Below are 14290 nucleotides of genomic sequence, written 5' to 3'. Positions count from 1 at the left end.
CCGCGCACAGCTGCTTCAGCCGGACTGCCGGCCCGAAGTGGCCGGGATCCCGGTGTACTCCGGGTTGGGCGGCACCGACAACGCGATGCCGATGCGGTTCGTCGCACCGATGAACGCGGCGATCGAGATGCCCTCGAGGATCTGGTGGTCGTCGAAGCCCAGGGCGCGCAGCCGGTCGATGTCGGCGTCCCGGATCTGCTGCGGGTGGTTGTTGACCAGAACGGCGATATCGGCCAGCGCCCGCTCACGGTCGGTCAGTTCGGCGACCTGGTGGTGATCGATGGCGACGCGCTGTCCGAACGACCAGTCGCCGGCCACCTTGCCGAGCTTGTTGGCGTGGTTGGTGTGGCAGTAGGCGCACCGGTTCTCCCCGGACACCACGGTGGCGATGACCTCGCGCTCGCGGTCGGTGAGCCCGCCGCGACCGTCGGCGCCCAGCAGCGGCAGCAGGTAGCCGTTGAGCCGTTCGAGATCGCCTTCGTTGAGCGACAATGCGCGGAACCAGTTCGAGGTCAGGCCTTCGTCGCGCTGCTGTTTGGCGAAGAAGCCGCGTACCGCGGGGCTGCGCAGCTCGTCGAGTTCGGGCACCCGCAGCCGCGAGATCGGGCTCGCGCTGGTGTCCGACGGGGCGTCAATTGTGCTTGTCATGAGGCGACGATGCTGTGTGCGCCGCGCGCAGACAAGCATTAAGCGAACGGCAGAGCAAAAGTCTTGCGGTCCACCGGGTTCAGCCCAACGCCGCCGCCGTCGCCGCATCGGCGGGCAGGAACGCCTCGATGGACAGCTCCGCAGCGGTCAGGTCACGCGCGGTGCCGAACGTGGTCACCATCGACAAAAAGCGCAGCAGGCGGCCGTCGGGGGTGAAGAGCTCGAGCGGAACCGCGACGCCCCCGAGGTCGGGTGTACTCTCGGATTCGCCTGGGTAGGAGTCGATTTCGTCCAGCAGTGCGGACAGCTCCACCGAATCGCTGACGCTCACCTCGCGGCGGAGCCGGTCGATCAGGTGATGCCGCCACTGGCCGAGGTTGCGGATTCGCGGCGCCAGACCGGCCGGGTGCAGCGCGATCCGCAGCGCGTTGGGCTCGGCCAGCAGCTCGGCGGCCACACCGTCCATCAGTACGCCCGCGCCGTCGTTGGCCCGCACGATCCGCCAGTGCCGATCGACCACGACGCAGGGAAACGGGTTGTAGGCGTGCAGAACCCGGTCGATGCCGTCGCGGACGGCTGACATGTCCGGATCGTCGAGTGAGCGTTCGGCGTACTCGGGTGCCAGCCCGGCGGCCAACAGCAACCGGTTCTGTTCGCGCGGCGGCATCTCGAGCACAGTGGCGAGTCGCAGCACCATCGCCCGACTGGGCGCCGACCGGCCGGTTTCGATGAAGCTCAGGTGCCGCGCGGAGACGTCGGCTGCGACGGCCAGGTCCAGCTGGCTGAGCCGGCGACGGCGTCGCCACTGCTTCATCAGTGCACCGAACGCGGGCTGCTGTACGTCGGCGGTGACGGTCATGGGGCCAGTTTTGCGCAGCCGGCGCCGTCGAACCACTACCTGTCGGGTAATTGCGCCGCTTACCTGCGCGGGGGAGCGTGGAGGTGTCGACCGAGGAGGAGCGATGGGAACGGTTCTACCCGCGGACACCGCGATTCCGCGCTGGCTGCGTTTCGTGCTGATCTCCGACCGGGCCGGGTCCGCCTGGTTCATCGGCGCCGGCTTCTTCTTCGCGCCGGTGCTGGCAGTGCTGTCGCCGTGGCCGGCGGTGACCGCTGCGCTGTGGGTGCTCATCGCTCTGTCCGCGCTGTGGCTCGGGCTGCTCGGTGTCGCGATGGCGACCGGGCTGGCGATCGTGTTGCGGTCGAACGGCGAGATCCCCGAGGACTATTGGCGCTCGATCATCGACTACTAGTACCGAGGTAGTCGACCTGCCAGTGCTTGATGCCGTTGAGCCAGCCTGAGCGCAACCGCTCGGGTTCGGCCAGCGGCCGCAGGTCGGGCATGTGGTCGGCGATCGCGTTGAACATCAGGTCGATGGTCATCCGGGCCAGGTTCGCGCCGATGCAGTAGTGCGCCCCGGTGCCGCCGAAGCCGACGTGCGGATTGGGGTCGCGCAGAATGTTGAACGTGTACGGGTCCTCGAAGACGTCTTCGTCGAAGTTGGCGGACCGGTAGAACATCACCACCCGTTCGCCCTCTTTGATCTTCACCCCCGACAGTTCGGTGTCTTCGAGCGCGGTGCGTTGGAACGACGTGACCGGCGTGGCCCACCGGACGATCTCGTCGGCGGCCGTCACCGGCCGCTCCTTCTTGAACAGTTCCCACTGGTCGGGGTGGTCGGCGAACGCCATCATTCCCTGGGTGATCGAGTTGCGGGTGGTCTCGTTGCCGGCCACCGCCAGCAGGATCACGAAGAAGCCGAACTCGTCGTCGGAGAGCTTGTGCCCCTCGACGTCGGCCTGCACGAGCTTGGTGACCAGATCCTCGCCCGGCGCCTGCGCGCGCTCGGCGGCCAGTTGCATGCCGTAGGTGATCAACTCGACCGAGGCGGTGATCGCGTCGTTGCCGGCGAACTCCGGATCCATGTCGCCGACCATCTGGTTCGACCAGTGGAACAACTTCATCCGGTCTCCCTGGGGGACACCCATCAAACCGGCGATCGCCTGCAGCGGGAGCTCGGCGGAGACCTGCTCGACGAAGTCGCCGGATCCCTCCGCGGCCGCGGCCTTGGCGATCTCCTGCGCGCGCTGGTTCAGTTCGTCGCGCAGCAGTTCCACCGCGCGCGGGGTGAACGCCCGCGAGATGATCTTGCGTAGATGGGTGTGGTGCGGCGCGTCCTGGTTGAGCAGGACGTACTTGCCCCGCTCGATCTGCTCGCCGACGGTGCCGTCCTTGTAGCGGGGCAGCGCGGTCTTCTTGAGGCTGGAGAACACGTCGCTGCGCCGCGAGATCTCTTTGACGTCCTTGTGCCGGGTGACCACCCAGAATCCGCCGTCGTCGAAGCCGCCGACACCCTCCGGTTGCGCGTTCCACCAGATCGGCGCGACCCGGCGCATCTCGGCGAGTTCTTCGACCGGAAGCCGTTCGGCGTAGATGTCGGGATCGGTGAAGTCGAATCCGGGCGGAAGATTGGGAGTCGGCATCGATGCACCCCTTTGATGACGTGGTCTAGTGCCCTCACCGCATTGCTACACCACAGCTGACCGGGGTTGTGCCGGGTTCGGGAAAGTCACCGCGAAACCGAAGTGGAACGTGTTCGACCGGCGGTTTCCTATTGACCGCTTCGTCACACCGAGCACGGGTGTAACAATTTTGCGAGACTGTTCGAGACATCAGTAACGCCGCACCGGCAGCACCGGGTGGCCGCTCGTCAGAAAGGGGACAGCGTTGAGGATCGTGATCGACGCGCGGAAGCTATCGGTGGTGAGCGTGGGTCTCGCCGCGACACTGATGGCCGGCATGCCATCGGCGCTGGCCGATCCCGTCGTCCCGGTCCCCGCACCGCCGCCGCCCGCCCCGATCGAGGCCGCCGCGGCCCCGGCTCCCGCGCCTGACCCGCTGGCGTTCCTGCGTCCTCCGCCGCCTGCCGCGCCTGCCGCGCCTGCTCCGGCTCCTGCCGCCGCGCCCGCCGACGCCACGCTGCCCACTCCGCCCGAGGGCGTATCGCACCTGGCCAGCCCGGAGGCGCTGCCGCCGAACACGACGCTGGATCCGAGCGTCAAGTCGACCGAGAACCCGAACGTCAGTTACCTCAAGGATCTCTGGCACGCCGTGCAGAACCAGGAGATCAGCGGTAAAGAGGCGTTGATCATGGGGCTCGCGCAGCGCGGGATGAACACGCCGTACCCGGATCAGAATCCCGGCCCGAACGTCCCGGTCGCCCCGGTCGATCCGGCAGCTGCACCACCGCCTCCGCCGCCGGCCCCCGCGCTGCCGTGGCTTCCGCCGCCGGCTCCCGCCCCGGCCCCGCCCGCCCCATAGCGATTTCGGCGTAGTTGGTGGCGCTCACCGCCACCGACGACACCCGAATCACAGACCGGCGAGCAGCGCGCGCACCGTCGTCACGTGTGCCGCCTCGACGGCCGCCCACATCCGGCGGACCATCGCGTTGTCGTGACGTACCAGCGTGGCGAACAGCAACCCGCCGTCGCCGCGACGCAGCAGCAACTCCCCGGGCATTCCCAGCCGCGAGTGCGCGCCGAGCAGCACGAAATCGTCGTCGCTGACCCGGATCTCCCATCCGAGGATCGAACGGTCCGCTCCGGGCAGCCGCAGCTTGAGTCCGAGCGTCGACCACGACATGAGCAGCCGCGCCCGGGTGCTCAGCGGTGCGCCCTCCAGCATCGCCCGCAGCCATTCTTCGGCTCTTCGGTCGCGTGGCTGGGCGATGTCCACCTCGAAGGCGTCGGCATAGTCGACACGCCCGAGCGTGCTCACCGCCGCCAGGTCAGGAGGCGGCTCTATCTGCCGCACCCGCTCGCGAGTGACTGAATCATGTTGTCCAAACATACATAACTGTATGCTTGAGTTTTGCGCGCCGTCAAGGCTTTCCACCGAGGAGGACAATGGTCGCCCAGACCCGCACACCGCGGACCGGATGGATCGACGCCGGGCTGGCCGCACTCGCCGCGGGTGGCCCCGACGCGGTGCGGGTCGATTTGCTGGCCAAGTCGCTCGGAGTCACCCGCGGCGGGTTCTACTGGCATTTCGCCAGTCGTGAGGCGTTTCTCGACGCGCTGCTGGAGTCGTGGGAACAGCGTTGCACCGACGACGTCCTCGAGCAGGTGGAGTCCGAGGGCGGCGACGCCAGGGCCAAGGTGCGCAAGGCCGGCATGCTCACGTTCTCCAAGGCGTTGCTGCCGGTGGATCTCGCGGTCCGCGACTGGGCGCGGCGCGACCGTTCGGTGGCCCGCCGGTTGCGCCGCGTCGACAACCGCCGGATGGCCTACCTGCGCAGCCTGATCGGCACCTTCGTCGAGGACCCCGACGAGGTGGAGGCCCGCGCGCTGCTGGCGTTCACGCTGGCCATCGGCAACCACTTCGTCGCCGCGGGGCATCAGGGACGCAGCCGGGCCGAGGTGGTCGAGCACGCGACCCGGCGGCTGCTCGCCGACTGACTATCGCGCTCCCTCGCCTCGGCCAGTTGAATGAAGAACTGGCCGAGCCACGAGCCGCCGATCAGCGCTCAGACGCTGGCGGCGGCGTTGATCTCGTCGAGCCTGCCGGTCGCCTCGAGGTACTCCTGCACCCAGCGCTCGATGACGGTGGCGGTCTTCTCCACCTTGTTGAACTGTCCGACGACCTGACCGATCGGGTTGAACGCCACGTCGACGGACTCGTTGGGGTACTTGTGCGTGGCGGCCACGGCCATCCCGGAAACCATGTACTGCAACGGCATTCCCAGCGGCTTGGGGTTGTTGGGGTCCTCCCAGGCCTCGGTCCAGTCGTTGCGCAGCATGCGGGCGGGCTTGCCGGTGAACGACCGGCTGCGCACGGTGTCCTTGCTCGTGGCCTTGACGTAGGCGGCGTGCTGGACCGGGGTGTTCTCCGACTCCTCGACCATCACCCACTGCGATCCGGTCCACGCGCCCTGCGTTCCGAGCGCGAGCGCGGCAGCGATCTGCTCGCCGCTGCCGATGCCGCCGGCGGCCAGTACCGGTACCGGTGCGACCTCCTTGACGACCTGCGGCCACAGCACGATCGAACCGATCTCACCGCAGTGTCCGCCGGCCTCGCCGCCCTGGGCGATGATGATGTCGACGCCGGCGTCGGCGTGCTTGCGCGCCTGCGACGGCGATCCGCACAGTGCGGCGACCTTGCGGCCCTCGTCGTGGATGTGCTTGATCATGTCGGCAGGCGGGGTGCCCAGCGCGTTGGCGATCAGCGTGCACTTGGGATGCTGCAGCGCGACCTCGACCTGCGGGGTGGCGGTCGCCTCGGTCCAGCCGAGCAGCTGCAGTGCGTCGTCGTCGCTGTGCTCGACCGGCACACCGTGGTCGGCGAGCACCTTCTTGGCGAAGTCGATGTGCTCCTGCGGCACCAGGTCGTTCAGCGTCTTCTTCAGTACCTCGGGGTCCATGTCGGCGGCGTCCATGCCCTCGTACTTGTTCGGGATGACGATGTCGACGCCGTACGGGTGGTCGCCGATGTTCTCGTCGATCCACTTGAGCTCGATCTCGAGCTGCTCGGGCGTGTAGCCGACGGCCCCGAGCACGCCGAAACCGCCGGCCTTGCTCACGGCGACGACGACGTCGCGGCAGTGGGTGAACGCGAAGATCGGGTACTCGATGCCGAGGTCGTCACAGATCGGGGTGCGCATGCGGGCTCCTTGATGGGCGCTCAAATTGGAACGTGTTCTAGTTTAGTACGTAACGATGCGGACGGTGACGAGTCGGGCCGCCGAGCGTCGGATTTATTGCGCGATTCAGCCGAAAACACACCAAAAACCCGACGCTCGGCGCGCCCTCAGTCGTATCCGATGAACCGGCGCAGCGACACCCGCTTGCGGTTGCCCGAGCCTTCGACGCGCAGTACCGGCCAGCCGTTCTCCTCGGCCATCGCCGCAAGGCCGGGACGCGGGTTCACCGGCCGCGGATTGCCGACGAGCGCCATCAGGACCGCGTCCTCGTCGCCGTCGGCGTAGAAGTAACTGCGTTGCAGCGCAATGTCATTGGCCTCACAGAAGCCCTGCACCGCCGTGGACTTGTTGCGGCCCCAGATGACGGGTTTGGCGATACGGCCGGTCAGCAGTCCGGCGTCGTCGGTCTCGAAGTGGTTGCACAGCACGTGCGTGATCCCGGTGAAGCGGGCGACGGGCTCGGCGTGGATGGTCAGCGCCGAACTGCTGAGCACCACCGTGTGACCGCGCTGCTGGTGGGCCTGGACGATCTCGTGCATGACGGGGAACACCCGCGCGGAGACCCGTTCGGCGAAGAGCCGCTCGCCGAGCACGTCGAGTTCGGCCAACGATTCGCCGCGCAGATACCCGGCGGCCCGGGTCAGCAACCGCTCGAACTGCATCCGGCCCAACCGATACCGCAGCGAGGCCTCCACCACGCCGAGCACCTCACCGATGCGCGCCTGTCGGCGGCGGATGCGATCGGCCGCGTGTGCGGTGGCGGTGAAACCGTCGACGAGCGTGCCGTCGAGATCGAAGAACGCCCCGATGTGCGGCCCCTCCGGGCTCGCGGCGATCTCGGCGATCGGGTCCGGGGGCACGTTCATGACGAACCTCAGCTTAGAGGCGAGTACACGCCCTTGCCGGTCACCAACGGCATGTCCAGGGTGGTGCGGATACCCGGCGCCGCGGCCACCACGTCCGGGATCGCGTTGACGATCCGCCCGGCCGCCGCCAGGATCGCCGCATAGTTGTGGTCGCCGTTGCGGCTGGTCGGGCAGATGTCCAGCGTGTACGACGGTTCCCCGGTGATCTCGACCCGGTACGAACCGCCGGGCTGAGCGGGTTGCGCCCAGTCGGGCCGCAGGTCCGGACGCAACCGCGTGACGTGTTCGACGACGATCGCGGGCCGGCCGTCGACGATGCCCTCGATCTGGAAGCGGACCGCGGCCACCGTGCCCTTCTTGATCGTGCCGACCGCGACGTCGAAATCCTCGGGCGCGGGTTCCTGTTCGACCGCGTCGCGGATCTCGTCGACCTCGATGCCGAGGCCGGCCGCGAGTTGGCGGATCGCGGTGCCCCACGCGATGCTCAGCACGCCCGGTTGGTACAGCATCGGCAGGTCGCCGATCTCGTTGCCGAAACCCATCACCTCGAACATCACGGTGGCGCCGTCGTAGGTGGCGTAGTCGGCGATCTCCATCGTGCGGATCTGCTCGATGCGCTGACAGGTCCCGGCCAGCGCGAACGGCAGCAGGTCGGTCGCGAATCCGGGGTCGACGCCGGTCATGAATACCGTCGAATCGCCTTCTCGCGCAGCGTCTTCGATACGTGCGATGTACTTGTCGGGGATCACCTTCCACGGGTACTGCAGCACGCCGAGACCGGAGCCGACGACGTCGATGCCCGCGGCCAGGATCTTGCGTACGTCGGCCATCGCGTCGGGCAGCCGGGTGTCACCCATCGCGCAGTACACGACACAGTCCGGGCGGGCGTCGATGATCGCATCGAGGTCGTCGACGGCCCTGACGCCGGTGGTGACGTCGAGACCCGCGAGTTCACCGGCGTCCCTACCGACTTTCGCCGGCGTCGAGACCCACACGCCGATCAGGTCGAACCGCGCGTCGGTGACCAGTTGCCGCAGCGCGAGGCTGCCGCAGTTGCCGGTGCCGATGAGCGCCACACGAATAGCCATGGCCAGCAGTATGCGTGCTGCACAGGGAAATTGGAACAGGTTCTAGTTGCCTGACGGCGGTGCGGTAGCCTGACGCCCCATGGGACGTGTGGACGATAAAGTTGCGCTCATCAGCGGCGGAGCACAGGGGATGGGCGCCGCCGACGCCAGGGCACTGGTCGCCGAGGGCGCCAAGGTCGTGATCGGCGACATCCTCGACGACAAGGGCAAGGCGCTGGCCGACGAACTCGGCGACGCGGCGCGCTACGTGCACCTCGACGTCACGCAGGCCGACCAGTGGGAGGCCGCCGTGGCCACCGCCGTGAACGAGTTCGGCAAACTCAACGTGCTCGTCAACAACGCGGGCACCGTCGCGCTGGGCCTGATCGGGCAGTTCGACATGGCGAAGTGGCAGAAGGTCATCGACGTCAACCTCACCGGCACCTTCCTGGGCATGCAGCATTCGGTCGAGGCGATGAAGGCCGCCGGCGGCGGGTCGATCATCAACATCTCCTCGATCGAGGGACTGCGCGGCGCGGTGATGGTGCACCCGTACGTGGCGTCCAAGTGGGCGGTGCGCGGGCTGACCAAGTCGGCGGCACTGGAACTCGGCCCGCACAACATCCGGGTCAACTCGGTGCATCCGGGGTTCATCCGCACGCCGATGACCAAGCATTTCCCGGACAACATGCTGCGGATCCCGCTCGGCCGGCCGGGTCAGCCCGAAGAGGTCGCGACGTTCATCGTGTTTCTCGCCAGCGACGAGTCGCGCTACTCGACCGGCGCGGAGTACGTGATGGACGGCGGCCTGACCAACGACGTCCCCCACAAGTAGAAGGGCTCCGGCGCGAACGTGGGTTACCCCGCACGTCTTTCGCGCCCGCAGCGTGTCACGAGCCCACACTCGGCGGTAGGCAAAAGGCGCGGTAGGCAAAAGACGCGGTAGGGGTCAGTCGACGGCGGCGAAGTTCACCGTCGCGGTCGCGCCGACCTCGTCGTCGTTGCCGCGGTAGATGTCGACCTGCACGACGACCGAGCGCTTACCGGTCCGCAGAATCCGCGCCACCGCCCGCGCCGGCCCGATCTTGATCGGTCGCAGGTAGCGGATGAACAGGTCGGTGGTCGCGATCGCGTGCCCGAACGGGGTGGCCCTCGCGGCGAGTTGACCCGCGGTGACGTCGGCCATCGTGGCGATCAGACCGCCCTGCAGGCCGCCCGCGGTGTTCGTCGTGCGCTCGTCGACCGGCATCTGCATGGTCACGGTCCCGTCGGCGGACGGCACCTCGGTCAGCCCGAGTTGGTCGAACAACTCGCGAAGCGACTTCGGCGCGGTCATGGGTAACGACATTACCGGTTGAGCAGTGCGGCTTCGGCGGCCCGTAATGTCGTGAGGTGTGAGCGTACGCGCGGGCATCGTGGTCACCGGCACCGAAGTTCTCACCGGCCGGGTGCAGGACCTCAACGGACCCTGGGTTGCCGACCGTCTCCTCGAACTCGGCGTCGACCTGGCGCACATCACCCTGTGCGGCGACCGACCGGGCGACATCGAGGCGCAACTGCGGTTCCTGGCCGCCGAGGGCGTGGACCTGATCGTCACCAGCGGCGGCCTCGGCCCCACCGCCGACGACATGACCGTCGAGACGGTGGCCCGGTTCGCCGGCCGAGAGTTGGTGCTGGACAAGCAACTCGAGGCCACGATCGCCGACATCGTCACCCGTCTGATGGCACGTTTCCCCAACGTCGACCCCGAGGCGATCCTGGCGTCGAACCGCAAGCAGGCCCTGGTGCCCGAGGGGGCGCACATCCTCGCGCCGGTCGGCACCGCCCCGGGTGTGGTGGTGCCCGGTAAACCGACCATCGTCGTGCTGCCCGGCCCGCCGCGCGAACTGCAGCCGATGTGGCCGGTGGCGCTGCAGACCCCGGCGGTGCAGGAGGCGATCGCCGGCCGCACCATCTACCGCCAGGAGACGGTGCGGATGTTCGGGCTGCCCGAGTCCGGCCTCGCGGACACGCTGCGCGAAGCCGAACGCACCGTCGACGGCTTCGACCGCCTCGAGATCACCACCTGTCTGCGGCGCGGCGAACTCGAGATCGTCACTCGCTATGAACCCGATGCCGCCGACACCTACACCGCGCTGGTCGCGCTGCTGCGCAAACACCACGGCGATGCGCTGTTCTCCGAGGACGGTTCCCGGGTCGACGATCAGGTCGCTCGACTGCTGGCCGGCCGACGGATTGCGACCGCCGAATCGTGCACCGGTGGCCTGCTGGCCGCCCGGCTCACCGACCTGCCGGGGTCCTCGGCCTACGTCGCCGGGGGCGCCGTCGCGTACGCCAACGAGGCCAAGGCCGAGGTACTCGGCGTGGATCCCGCCCTGATCGACGCCCACGGCGCGGTGTCCGAAGCCGTCGCCGAGGCGATGGCCGCGGGCGCGCTGGCCAGGTTCGGCGTCGACACCGCGGTAGCCATCACCGGCATCGCCGGACCCGGCGGCGGTACCGACGAAAAGCCGGTCGGTACAGTGTGTTTCAGCGTCAAGCTGGCGGAGGGGCCGTCGCTGACCCGGACCATGAAGCTGCCCGGGGCCCGCGCCGATGTGCGTGAGCGGTCGACGACCGTCGCGATGCACCTGCTCCGTCGCGTGCTGGGCTGACCGTCGACGCGCCTCCGGCCGCCGATCCGCTAACGTGTCCGGGGACTACAGGGAGGTACACCGATGGCGGCAAACGTGCGCGAGGAAGTATCCGAACGCGCCGTGGCGGCCGGATGGCATCGCCGTGACGCCGACCGCACCGACTACTACACGCGCAGCCCGGTGCGGGTCCACGTGATCTGGCGCGGCACCGACGCGATCAGCGGCGGGGCTCTCTACCACGACGACGTGCTGATGGCGTACTCGCGCGACCTGGCCACGGTCTCGGGCTGGCTGAACCGCAGCAGCTGAAATTCGGATGCGGCGACGCGCGCCCGTGTGGCAGCGTCGAGATCCGTGGTGCGCACTGACAGTTCGGTGAGGATCCGGTCGGCCGACGACGCCGACTGGCCGGCGATCGCGCGGCTCGACGCCACCTGCTTCGGGGTGCACAACGCCCCGGAGACGTTTCGGGCGTGGCGCAGCCTGATCCCGGCCGACGGGTCGGTGCTGGCCTGCGACGGCGACGACGTCGTCGGCATGGCGCACTACCTCGATCTGACGGTGACGGTGCCGGGCGGGGCGGTGTTGCCGATGGCCGGCGTGACTCTCGTCGCGGTGGCCCCGACGCACCGCAGACGGGGGCTGTTGCGGGCGATGTTCGCCGAGTTGCACGACCGCATCGAGCGCAGCTATCCGATCGCCGGGCTGACCGCCAGCGAGGGCGGCATCTACGGCCGGTTCGGCTACGGCGCCGCGACCATCGAGCAGGAACTGACCGTCGACCGTCGCACCGCGCGGTTCCGGGACGACGCCCCCGATCCCGGCGGCGTGCGCATCGTCGCCGCCGCCGAACACCGCGACGCGCTCGCCGCGATCTACGAGCGGTGGCGGACGGCGACCCCGGGCGGGTTGCAGCGGCCGGCACCACTGTGGGACGAGATGCTCGCCGACCGCGGCGAGCACCGCCGCGGCGGCAGCGCGTGGTTCACGCTGCTGCACCCCGACGGCTACGCGCTGTACCGGGTCTTCGGCGACGACCCGATGTTCGTGCGGGTGGCCGAACTGATCGCGGTCACCGACGACGCGCACGTCGCGCTCTGCCGGGCGCTGTGCGGGCTCGACCTGATGCAGACCGTGCGGTTCGCGACGCACCCCGCCGATCCGTTGCCCTACCTGCTCACCGACGCGCGGTCCGCACGGCTGACCCACCACCAGGACGACCTGTGGCTGCGCATCGTCGACATCCCGGCCGCGCTGCAGGCCCGCAACTACCGCGCCGACGTCTCGACCGTGCTGGCGGTGACCGACGGGTTCCGCGGCTCCGGCGGGCGGTTCGCGCTGCAGATCCGCGACGGCCGCGCACAGTGCACCGCGACCGACGCACCCGCCGACGTCGAGCTGGATCTCGACGTGCTGGGCAGCCTGTTCCTCGGTGGCCACCGCGCGCCGGCGTTCGCCGCGGCGAACCGATTGCGCTGCAAGGACTCTGACCTGCTGGCGAGCCTGGGCGACGCGTTCGCCAGCGACGTGCCTGCCGTGTTGGGGTTCGGTTTCTAGACGCGCTGCTCGCCCGGTTCGTCGTACTCGTCCCAGACCTTCATCATCGTCTGCAGGATCTCCTCGGCGCGGCCGAGTCCGGCGAGGTGGCTCTCGCCCGGCATCGGGTACAGCTGCGCGTCGGCCAGCCGGGAGACCACGTGCTCACCGTGCCGGAACGGGACGATGTGGTCGGCGTCGCCGTGCCACCAGCGCACCGGCACGGTGATCTCGTCCAGGGTGAAGCCCCAGTCGCGCGCGAACACCACGATGTCGGAGAACGGCGCGGCGAGCTGCTTGCGGCTGCCGTTGAGCAGGTCGTCGAGGAACATCGCCTTGATCTCGGGGCGGGCCAGCAACCGCCGGTCGCCCTCGGGTGACACCCGGCCGTAGAGGTCGGCGACCGGGGAGGCGACCGGCTTGATGAACCGGATCAGCGCCGAGGCCAGCAGGCCGACCGGGACGCCGGCCATCTGCAGCAGCGGCGCGACGCGGGTGCCGAGGTTGCCCATCAGCCCGCCGTCGATCGCGTCGGGCCCGACTGTGGGCGCGACACCGCCGATCACGCCGGCAGCCACCACGCGGTCGGGCATCGCGGCCGCGCAGCCCAGCGTGTACGGCCCGCCGCCGGACAGGCCGACGACGACCATCCGGTCGATGCCGAGGGTGTCGGCGATGGTGCGCAGGTCGTCGGCGAACGCGACGACGCGCTCGTAGCGGTGCGCGGTGGACGACCCGATTCCGGGTCGGTCGAGCCCGATCAGGCGGATGTTGGCCTTCTCGGCGTAGAGCCGCGCCTCCATCGGGATCTGCCGTCGCGCCCCCGGGGTGCCGTGCAGCCAGAACACGGCGCGGCCCTGCGGGTCACCGAACTCGGCGAACCCGATGCGCCGGTCGGCACCGACGGCGACGTTGCCCTCGAGCTTGGGGCGGGCGATTTCGACCATGTTCGGAAGTGTCGCATGCGACCTCGCGGCAAATTCGCGCTATCGGGTCTGGAACACGTACGAGGCGGCGGTGATGACCCGGTCGTCGACACCCTCGTCGCGCATCATCACCCGCACCGCGACGGTGCCGTCGGCGCCGGTGACCGGTTCGGTGTCGACGCGGAACGGCCCGGCCTTGCCGCGGGCCATGAACATCACGTGGCACGACACGCCTTGCAGGCGGTCGGTGCCCGCGGCGGCCGCGGCGGCATCGACCGCGGCGGTCTCGAGGATGACGAACTGCGGGCCGATGTGCAGCGCGGCGTCCGGGGAGGCCACCTCGACCGACAGCTCCGGCAGCCCCCAGCGGCCGTCGGGCCTGCGGTACCCGCCGAACACCTGCCACAGCGGCGGCAGGTCGGGGGAGTCGACGACTTCGAGCGGGTTGGCCTCCATCCGCTCGAGGCCCTCGGGCGGGGTGCCGATGCTGACGCCCTGGCCTTCGATCAGGGCGAGCGCCCGGTCCGGGTTGTCGGCGTCGACGATCTTGGCCCGGCTGTAGCCCATCTGCCGGCCCACCCGCAGTTCCTCGGAGATCACCTCGAAGCGCTGCACGCCGACGCCCGCGTCGAGGATCTGACAGGAGTGGATGACCGGGTTGGGCACGGCCTCGAGGTCGGACATGTGCCCGCTCTCCGGCGCCGCGATGCCCAGCACCGCGAACAGCAGGCCACCGGAGGCGTTGCGCATGTCGCGGCGCACCACCACGGTGTTGTCCTCCTCGACGACGTCCATCGAGGCGTAACTGCGGCCGATGTAGCGGTAGCTCAGCAGCCCGCCCCACCGCCTGCGCAGTTCCTCGGCGTACTCCTCGGGTGAATCGGTCAGTTCCCGGATGTCCCGCAGCACGCG

17 protein-coding genes are annotated in these 14290 nt (G+C 69.2%); 7 read left to right on the top strand and 10 right to left on the bottom strand.

The annotated features are described in order from the left end of the window. Positions 1-15: 15 nt before the first annotated feature. A complete protein-coding gene (locus BHQ18_RS10710) occupies positions 16-648 on the bottom strand; it encodes a peroxidase-related enzyme (protein WP_069413562.1) in 633 nt (210 codons plus the stop codon). Positions 649-727: 79 nt separating this feature from the next. Further along, positions 728-1507 carry a helix-turn-helix domain-containing protein gene (locus BHQ18_RS10705; RefSeq protein ID WP_069413561.1) on the bottom strand — a complete coding sequence of 260 codons (780 nt, stop codon included), beginning with the start codon at positions 1505-1507 and terminating at the stop codon, positions 728-730. Between the two features lie 103 nt (positions 1508-1610). Between BHQ18_RS10705 and BHQ18_RS10700 the strand changes: the two genes are divergently transcribed. Continuing rightward, positions 1611-1901: a hypothetical protein gene (locus BHQ18_RS10700; protein WP_069413560.1), complete on the top strand. Its 291-nt coding sequence runs from the start codon at positions 1611-1613 to the stop codon at positions 1899-1901. Here BHQ18_RS10700 and BHQ18_RS10695 read toward each other — a convergent pair. Next, on the bottom strand, positions 1888-3132 hold the full coding sequence (locus tag BHQ18_RS10695; RefSeq protein WP_069413559.1) for a cytochrome P450: 1245 nt from the start codon (positions 3130-3132) through the stop codon (positions 1888-1890). The genes BHQ18_RS10700 and BHQ18_RS10695 overlap by 14 nt on opposite strands. 280 nt (positions 3133-3412) lie before the next feature. Between BHQ18_RS10695 and BHQ18_RS10690 the strand changes: the two genes are divergently transcribed. Then, positions 3413-3970 carry a hypothetical protein gene (locus BHQ18_RS10690; RefSeq protein ID WP_234794145.1) on the top strand — a complete coding sequence of 186 codons (558 nt, stop codon included), beginning with the start codon at positions 3413-3415 and terminating at the stop codon, positions 3968-3970. A gap of 48 nt (positions 3971-4018) precedes the next feature. On the opposite strand, the gene BHQ18_RS10685 is transcribed toward BHQ18_RS10690, so the two are convergent. Beyond that, on the bottom strand, positions 4019-4426 hold the full coding sequence (locus BHQ18_RS10685; RefSeq protein WP_234794144.1) for a hypothetical protein: 408 nt from the start codon (positions 4424-4426) through the stop codon (positions 4019-4021). Between the two features lie 128 nt (positions 4427-4554). Between BHQ18_RS10685 and BHQ18_RS10680 the strand changes: the two genes are divergently transcribed. After that, positions 4555-5106, top strand: a complete 552-nt coding sequence (locus BHQ18_RS10680) for a TetR/AcrR family transcriptional regulator (protein WP_069413557.1) — start codon at positions 4555-4557, stop codon at positions 5104-5106. A gap of 68 nt (positions 5107-5174) precedes the next feature. On the opposite strand, the gene BHQ18_RS10675 is transcribed toward BHQ18_RS10680, so the two are convergent. The 3 genes from BHQ18_RS10675 to BHQ18_RS10665 all read right to left on the bottom strand — a co-directional run bounded on the left by BHQ18_RS10675 (position 5175) and on the right by BHQ18_RS10665 (position 8301). After that, positions 5175-6308 carry a nitronate monooxygenase gene (locus tag BHQ18_RS10675; RefSeq protein WP_069413556.1) on the bottom strand — a complete coding sequence of 378 codons (1134 nt, stop codon included), beginning with the start codon at positions 6306-6308 and terminating at the stop codon, positions 5175-5177. A gap of 146 nt (positions 6309-6454) precedes the next feature. Beyond that, complete coding sequence (locus tag BHQ18_RS10670) at positions 6455-7213, bottom strand: HAD family hydrolase (RefSeq protein WP_069413555.1); 759 nt, start codon at positions 7211-7213, stop codon at positions 6455-6457. Between the two features lie 8 nt (positions 7214-7221). Next, positions 7222-8301, bottom strand: a complete 1080-nt coding sequence (locus tag BHQ18_RS10665) for an NAD(P)H-dependent amine dehydrogenase family protein (protein WP_069413554.1) — start codon at positions 8299-8301, stop codon at positions 7222-7224. A 79-nt stretch (positions 8302-8380) separates the two neighbouring features. Between BHQ18_RS10665 and BHQ18_RS10660 the strand changes: the two genes are divergently transcribed. After that, complete coding sequence (locus tag BHQ18_RS10660; RefSeq protein WP_069413553.1) at positions 8381-9115, top strand: glucose 1-dehydrogenase; 735 nt, start codon at positions 8381-8383, stop codon at positions 9113-9115. 114 nt (positions 9116-9229) lie between these two features. Here the strand turns inward: BHQ18_RS10660 and BHQ18_RS10655 are convergent, their stop codons facing one another. Beyond that, positions 9230-9616 (bottom strand): PaaI family thioesterase, encoded by a 387-nt coding sequence (locus tag BHQ18_RS10655; RefSeq protein WP_069413552.1) that lies wholly within the window; start codon positions 9614-9616, stop codon positions 9230-9232. Positions 9617-9674: 58 nt separating this feature from the next. On the opposite strand from BHQ18_RS10655, the gene BHQ18_RS10650 reads away from it, so the two are divergent. The 3 genes from BHQ18_RS10650 (at position 9675) to BHQ18_RS10640 (ending at position 12473) form a co-directional block, all read left to right on the top strand. Continuing rightward, entirely contained in the window at positions 9675-10934 is a 1260-nt protein-coding gene (locus BHQ18_RS10650) for a competence/damage-inducible protein A (RefSeq protein WP_069413551.1), read from the top strand. Positions 10935-10997: 63 nt separating this feature from the next. Then, positions 10998-11225 (top strand): hypothetical protein, encoded by a 228-nt coding sequence (locus BHQ18_RS10645; RefSeq protein ID WP_069413550.1) that lies wholly within the window; start codon positions 10998-11000, stop codon positions 11223-11225. Between the two features lie 66 nt (positions 11226-11291). Then, positions 11292-12473 carry an enhanced intracellular survival protein Eis gene (locus BHQ18_RS10640; protein WP_234794143.1) on the top strand — a complete coding sequence of 394 codons (1182 nt, stop codon included), beginning with the start codon at positions 11292-11294 and terminating at the stop codon, positions 12471-12473. Here BHQ18_RS10640 and BHQ18_RS10635 read toward each other — a convergent pair. Further along, positions 12470-13399: an alpha/beta fold hydrolase gene (locus BHQ18_RS10635; RefSeq protein ID WP_069413549.1), complete on the bottom strand. Its 930-nt coding sequence runs from the start codon at positions 13397-13399 to the stop codon at positions 12470-12472. The two genes, BHQ18_RS10640 and BHQ18_RS10635, sit on opposite strands and share 4 nt — an antisense overlap. A 39-nt stretch (positions 13400-13438) precedes the next feature. Further along, positions 13439-14287 (bottom strand): hypothetical protein, encoded by an 849-nt coding sequence (locus tag BHQ18_RS10630; RefSeq protein WP_069413548.1) that lies wholly within the window; start codon positions 14285-14287, stop codon positions 13439-13441. Between the last annotated feature and the right edge of the window lie 3 nt (positions 14288-14290).

This window comes from Mycolicibacterium flavescens (assembly GCF_001722335.1).
GTDB classification, from domain to species: Bacteria; Actinomycetota; Actinomycetes; order Mycobacteriales; family Mycobacteriaceae; genus Mycobacterium; species Mycobacterium flavescens.
The sequence above is the reverse complement of the archived record's forward strand: the minus strand, read 5'-3'. Positions and strand labels throughout refer to the sequence as shown.

What these genes read in the sequence shown, in the direction of transcription:
- BHQ18_RS10660 (WP_069413553.1), top strand. Translation starts at nt 8,381, where the DNA reads ATGGGACGTGTGGACGATAAAGTTGCGCTCATCAGCGGCGGAGCACAG.
- BHQ18_RS10665 (WP_069413554.1), bottom strand. Translation starts at nt 8,301, where the DNA reads ATGGCTATTCGTGTGGCGCTCATCGGCACCGGCAACTGCGGCAGCCTC.
- BHQ18_RS10710 (WP_069413562.1), bottom strand. Translation starts at nt 648, where the DNA reads ATGACAAGCACAATTGACGCCCCGTCGGACACCAGCGCGAGCCCGATC.
- BHQ18_RS10670 (WP_069413555.1), bottom strand. Translation starts at nt 7,213, where the DNA reads ATGAACGTGCCCCCGGACCCGATCGCCGAGATCGCCGCGAGCCCGGAG.
- BHQ18_RS10695 (WP_069413559.1), bottom strand. Translation starts at nt 3,132, where the DNA reads ATGCCGACTCCCAATCTTCCGCCCGGATTCGACTTCACCGATCCCGAC.
- BHQ18_RS10655 (WP_069413552.1), bottom strand. Translation starts at nt 9,616, where the DNA reads ATGACCGCGCCGAAGTCGCTTCGCGAGTTGTTCGACCAACTCGGGCTG.
- BHQ18_RS10675 (WP_069413556.1), bottom strand. Translation starts at nt 6,308, where the DNA reads ATGCGCACCCCGATCTGTGACGACCTCGGCATCGAGTACCCGATCTTC.
- BHQ18_RS10680 (WP_069413557.1), top strand. Translation starts at nt 4,555, where the DNA reads ATGGTCGCCCAGACCCGCACACCGCGGACCGGATGGATCGACGCCGGG.
- BHQ18_RS10700 (WP_069413560.1), top strand. Translation starts at nt 1,611, where the DNA reads ATGGGAACGGTTCTACCCGCGGACACCGCGATTCCGCGCTGGCTGCGT.
- BHQ18_RS10645 (WP_069413550.1), top strand. Translation starts at nt 10,998, where the DNA reads ATGGCGGCAAACGTGCGCGAGGAAGTATCCGAACGCGCCGTGGCGGCC.
- BHQ18_RS10705 (WP_069413561.1), bottom strand. Translation starts at nt 1,507, where the DNA reads ATGACCGTCACCGCCGACGTACAGCAGCCCGCGTTCGGTGCACTGATG.
- BHQ18_RS10635 (WP_069413549.1), bottom strand. Translation starts at nt 13,399, where the DNA reads ATGGTCGAAATCGCCCGCCCCAAGCTCGAGGGCAACGTCGCCGTCGGT.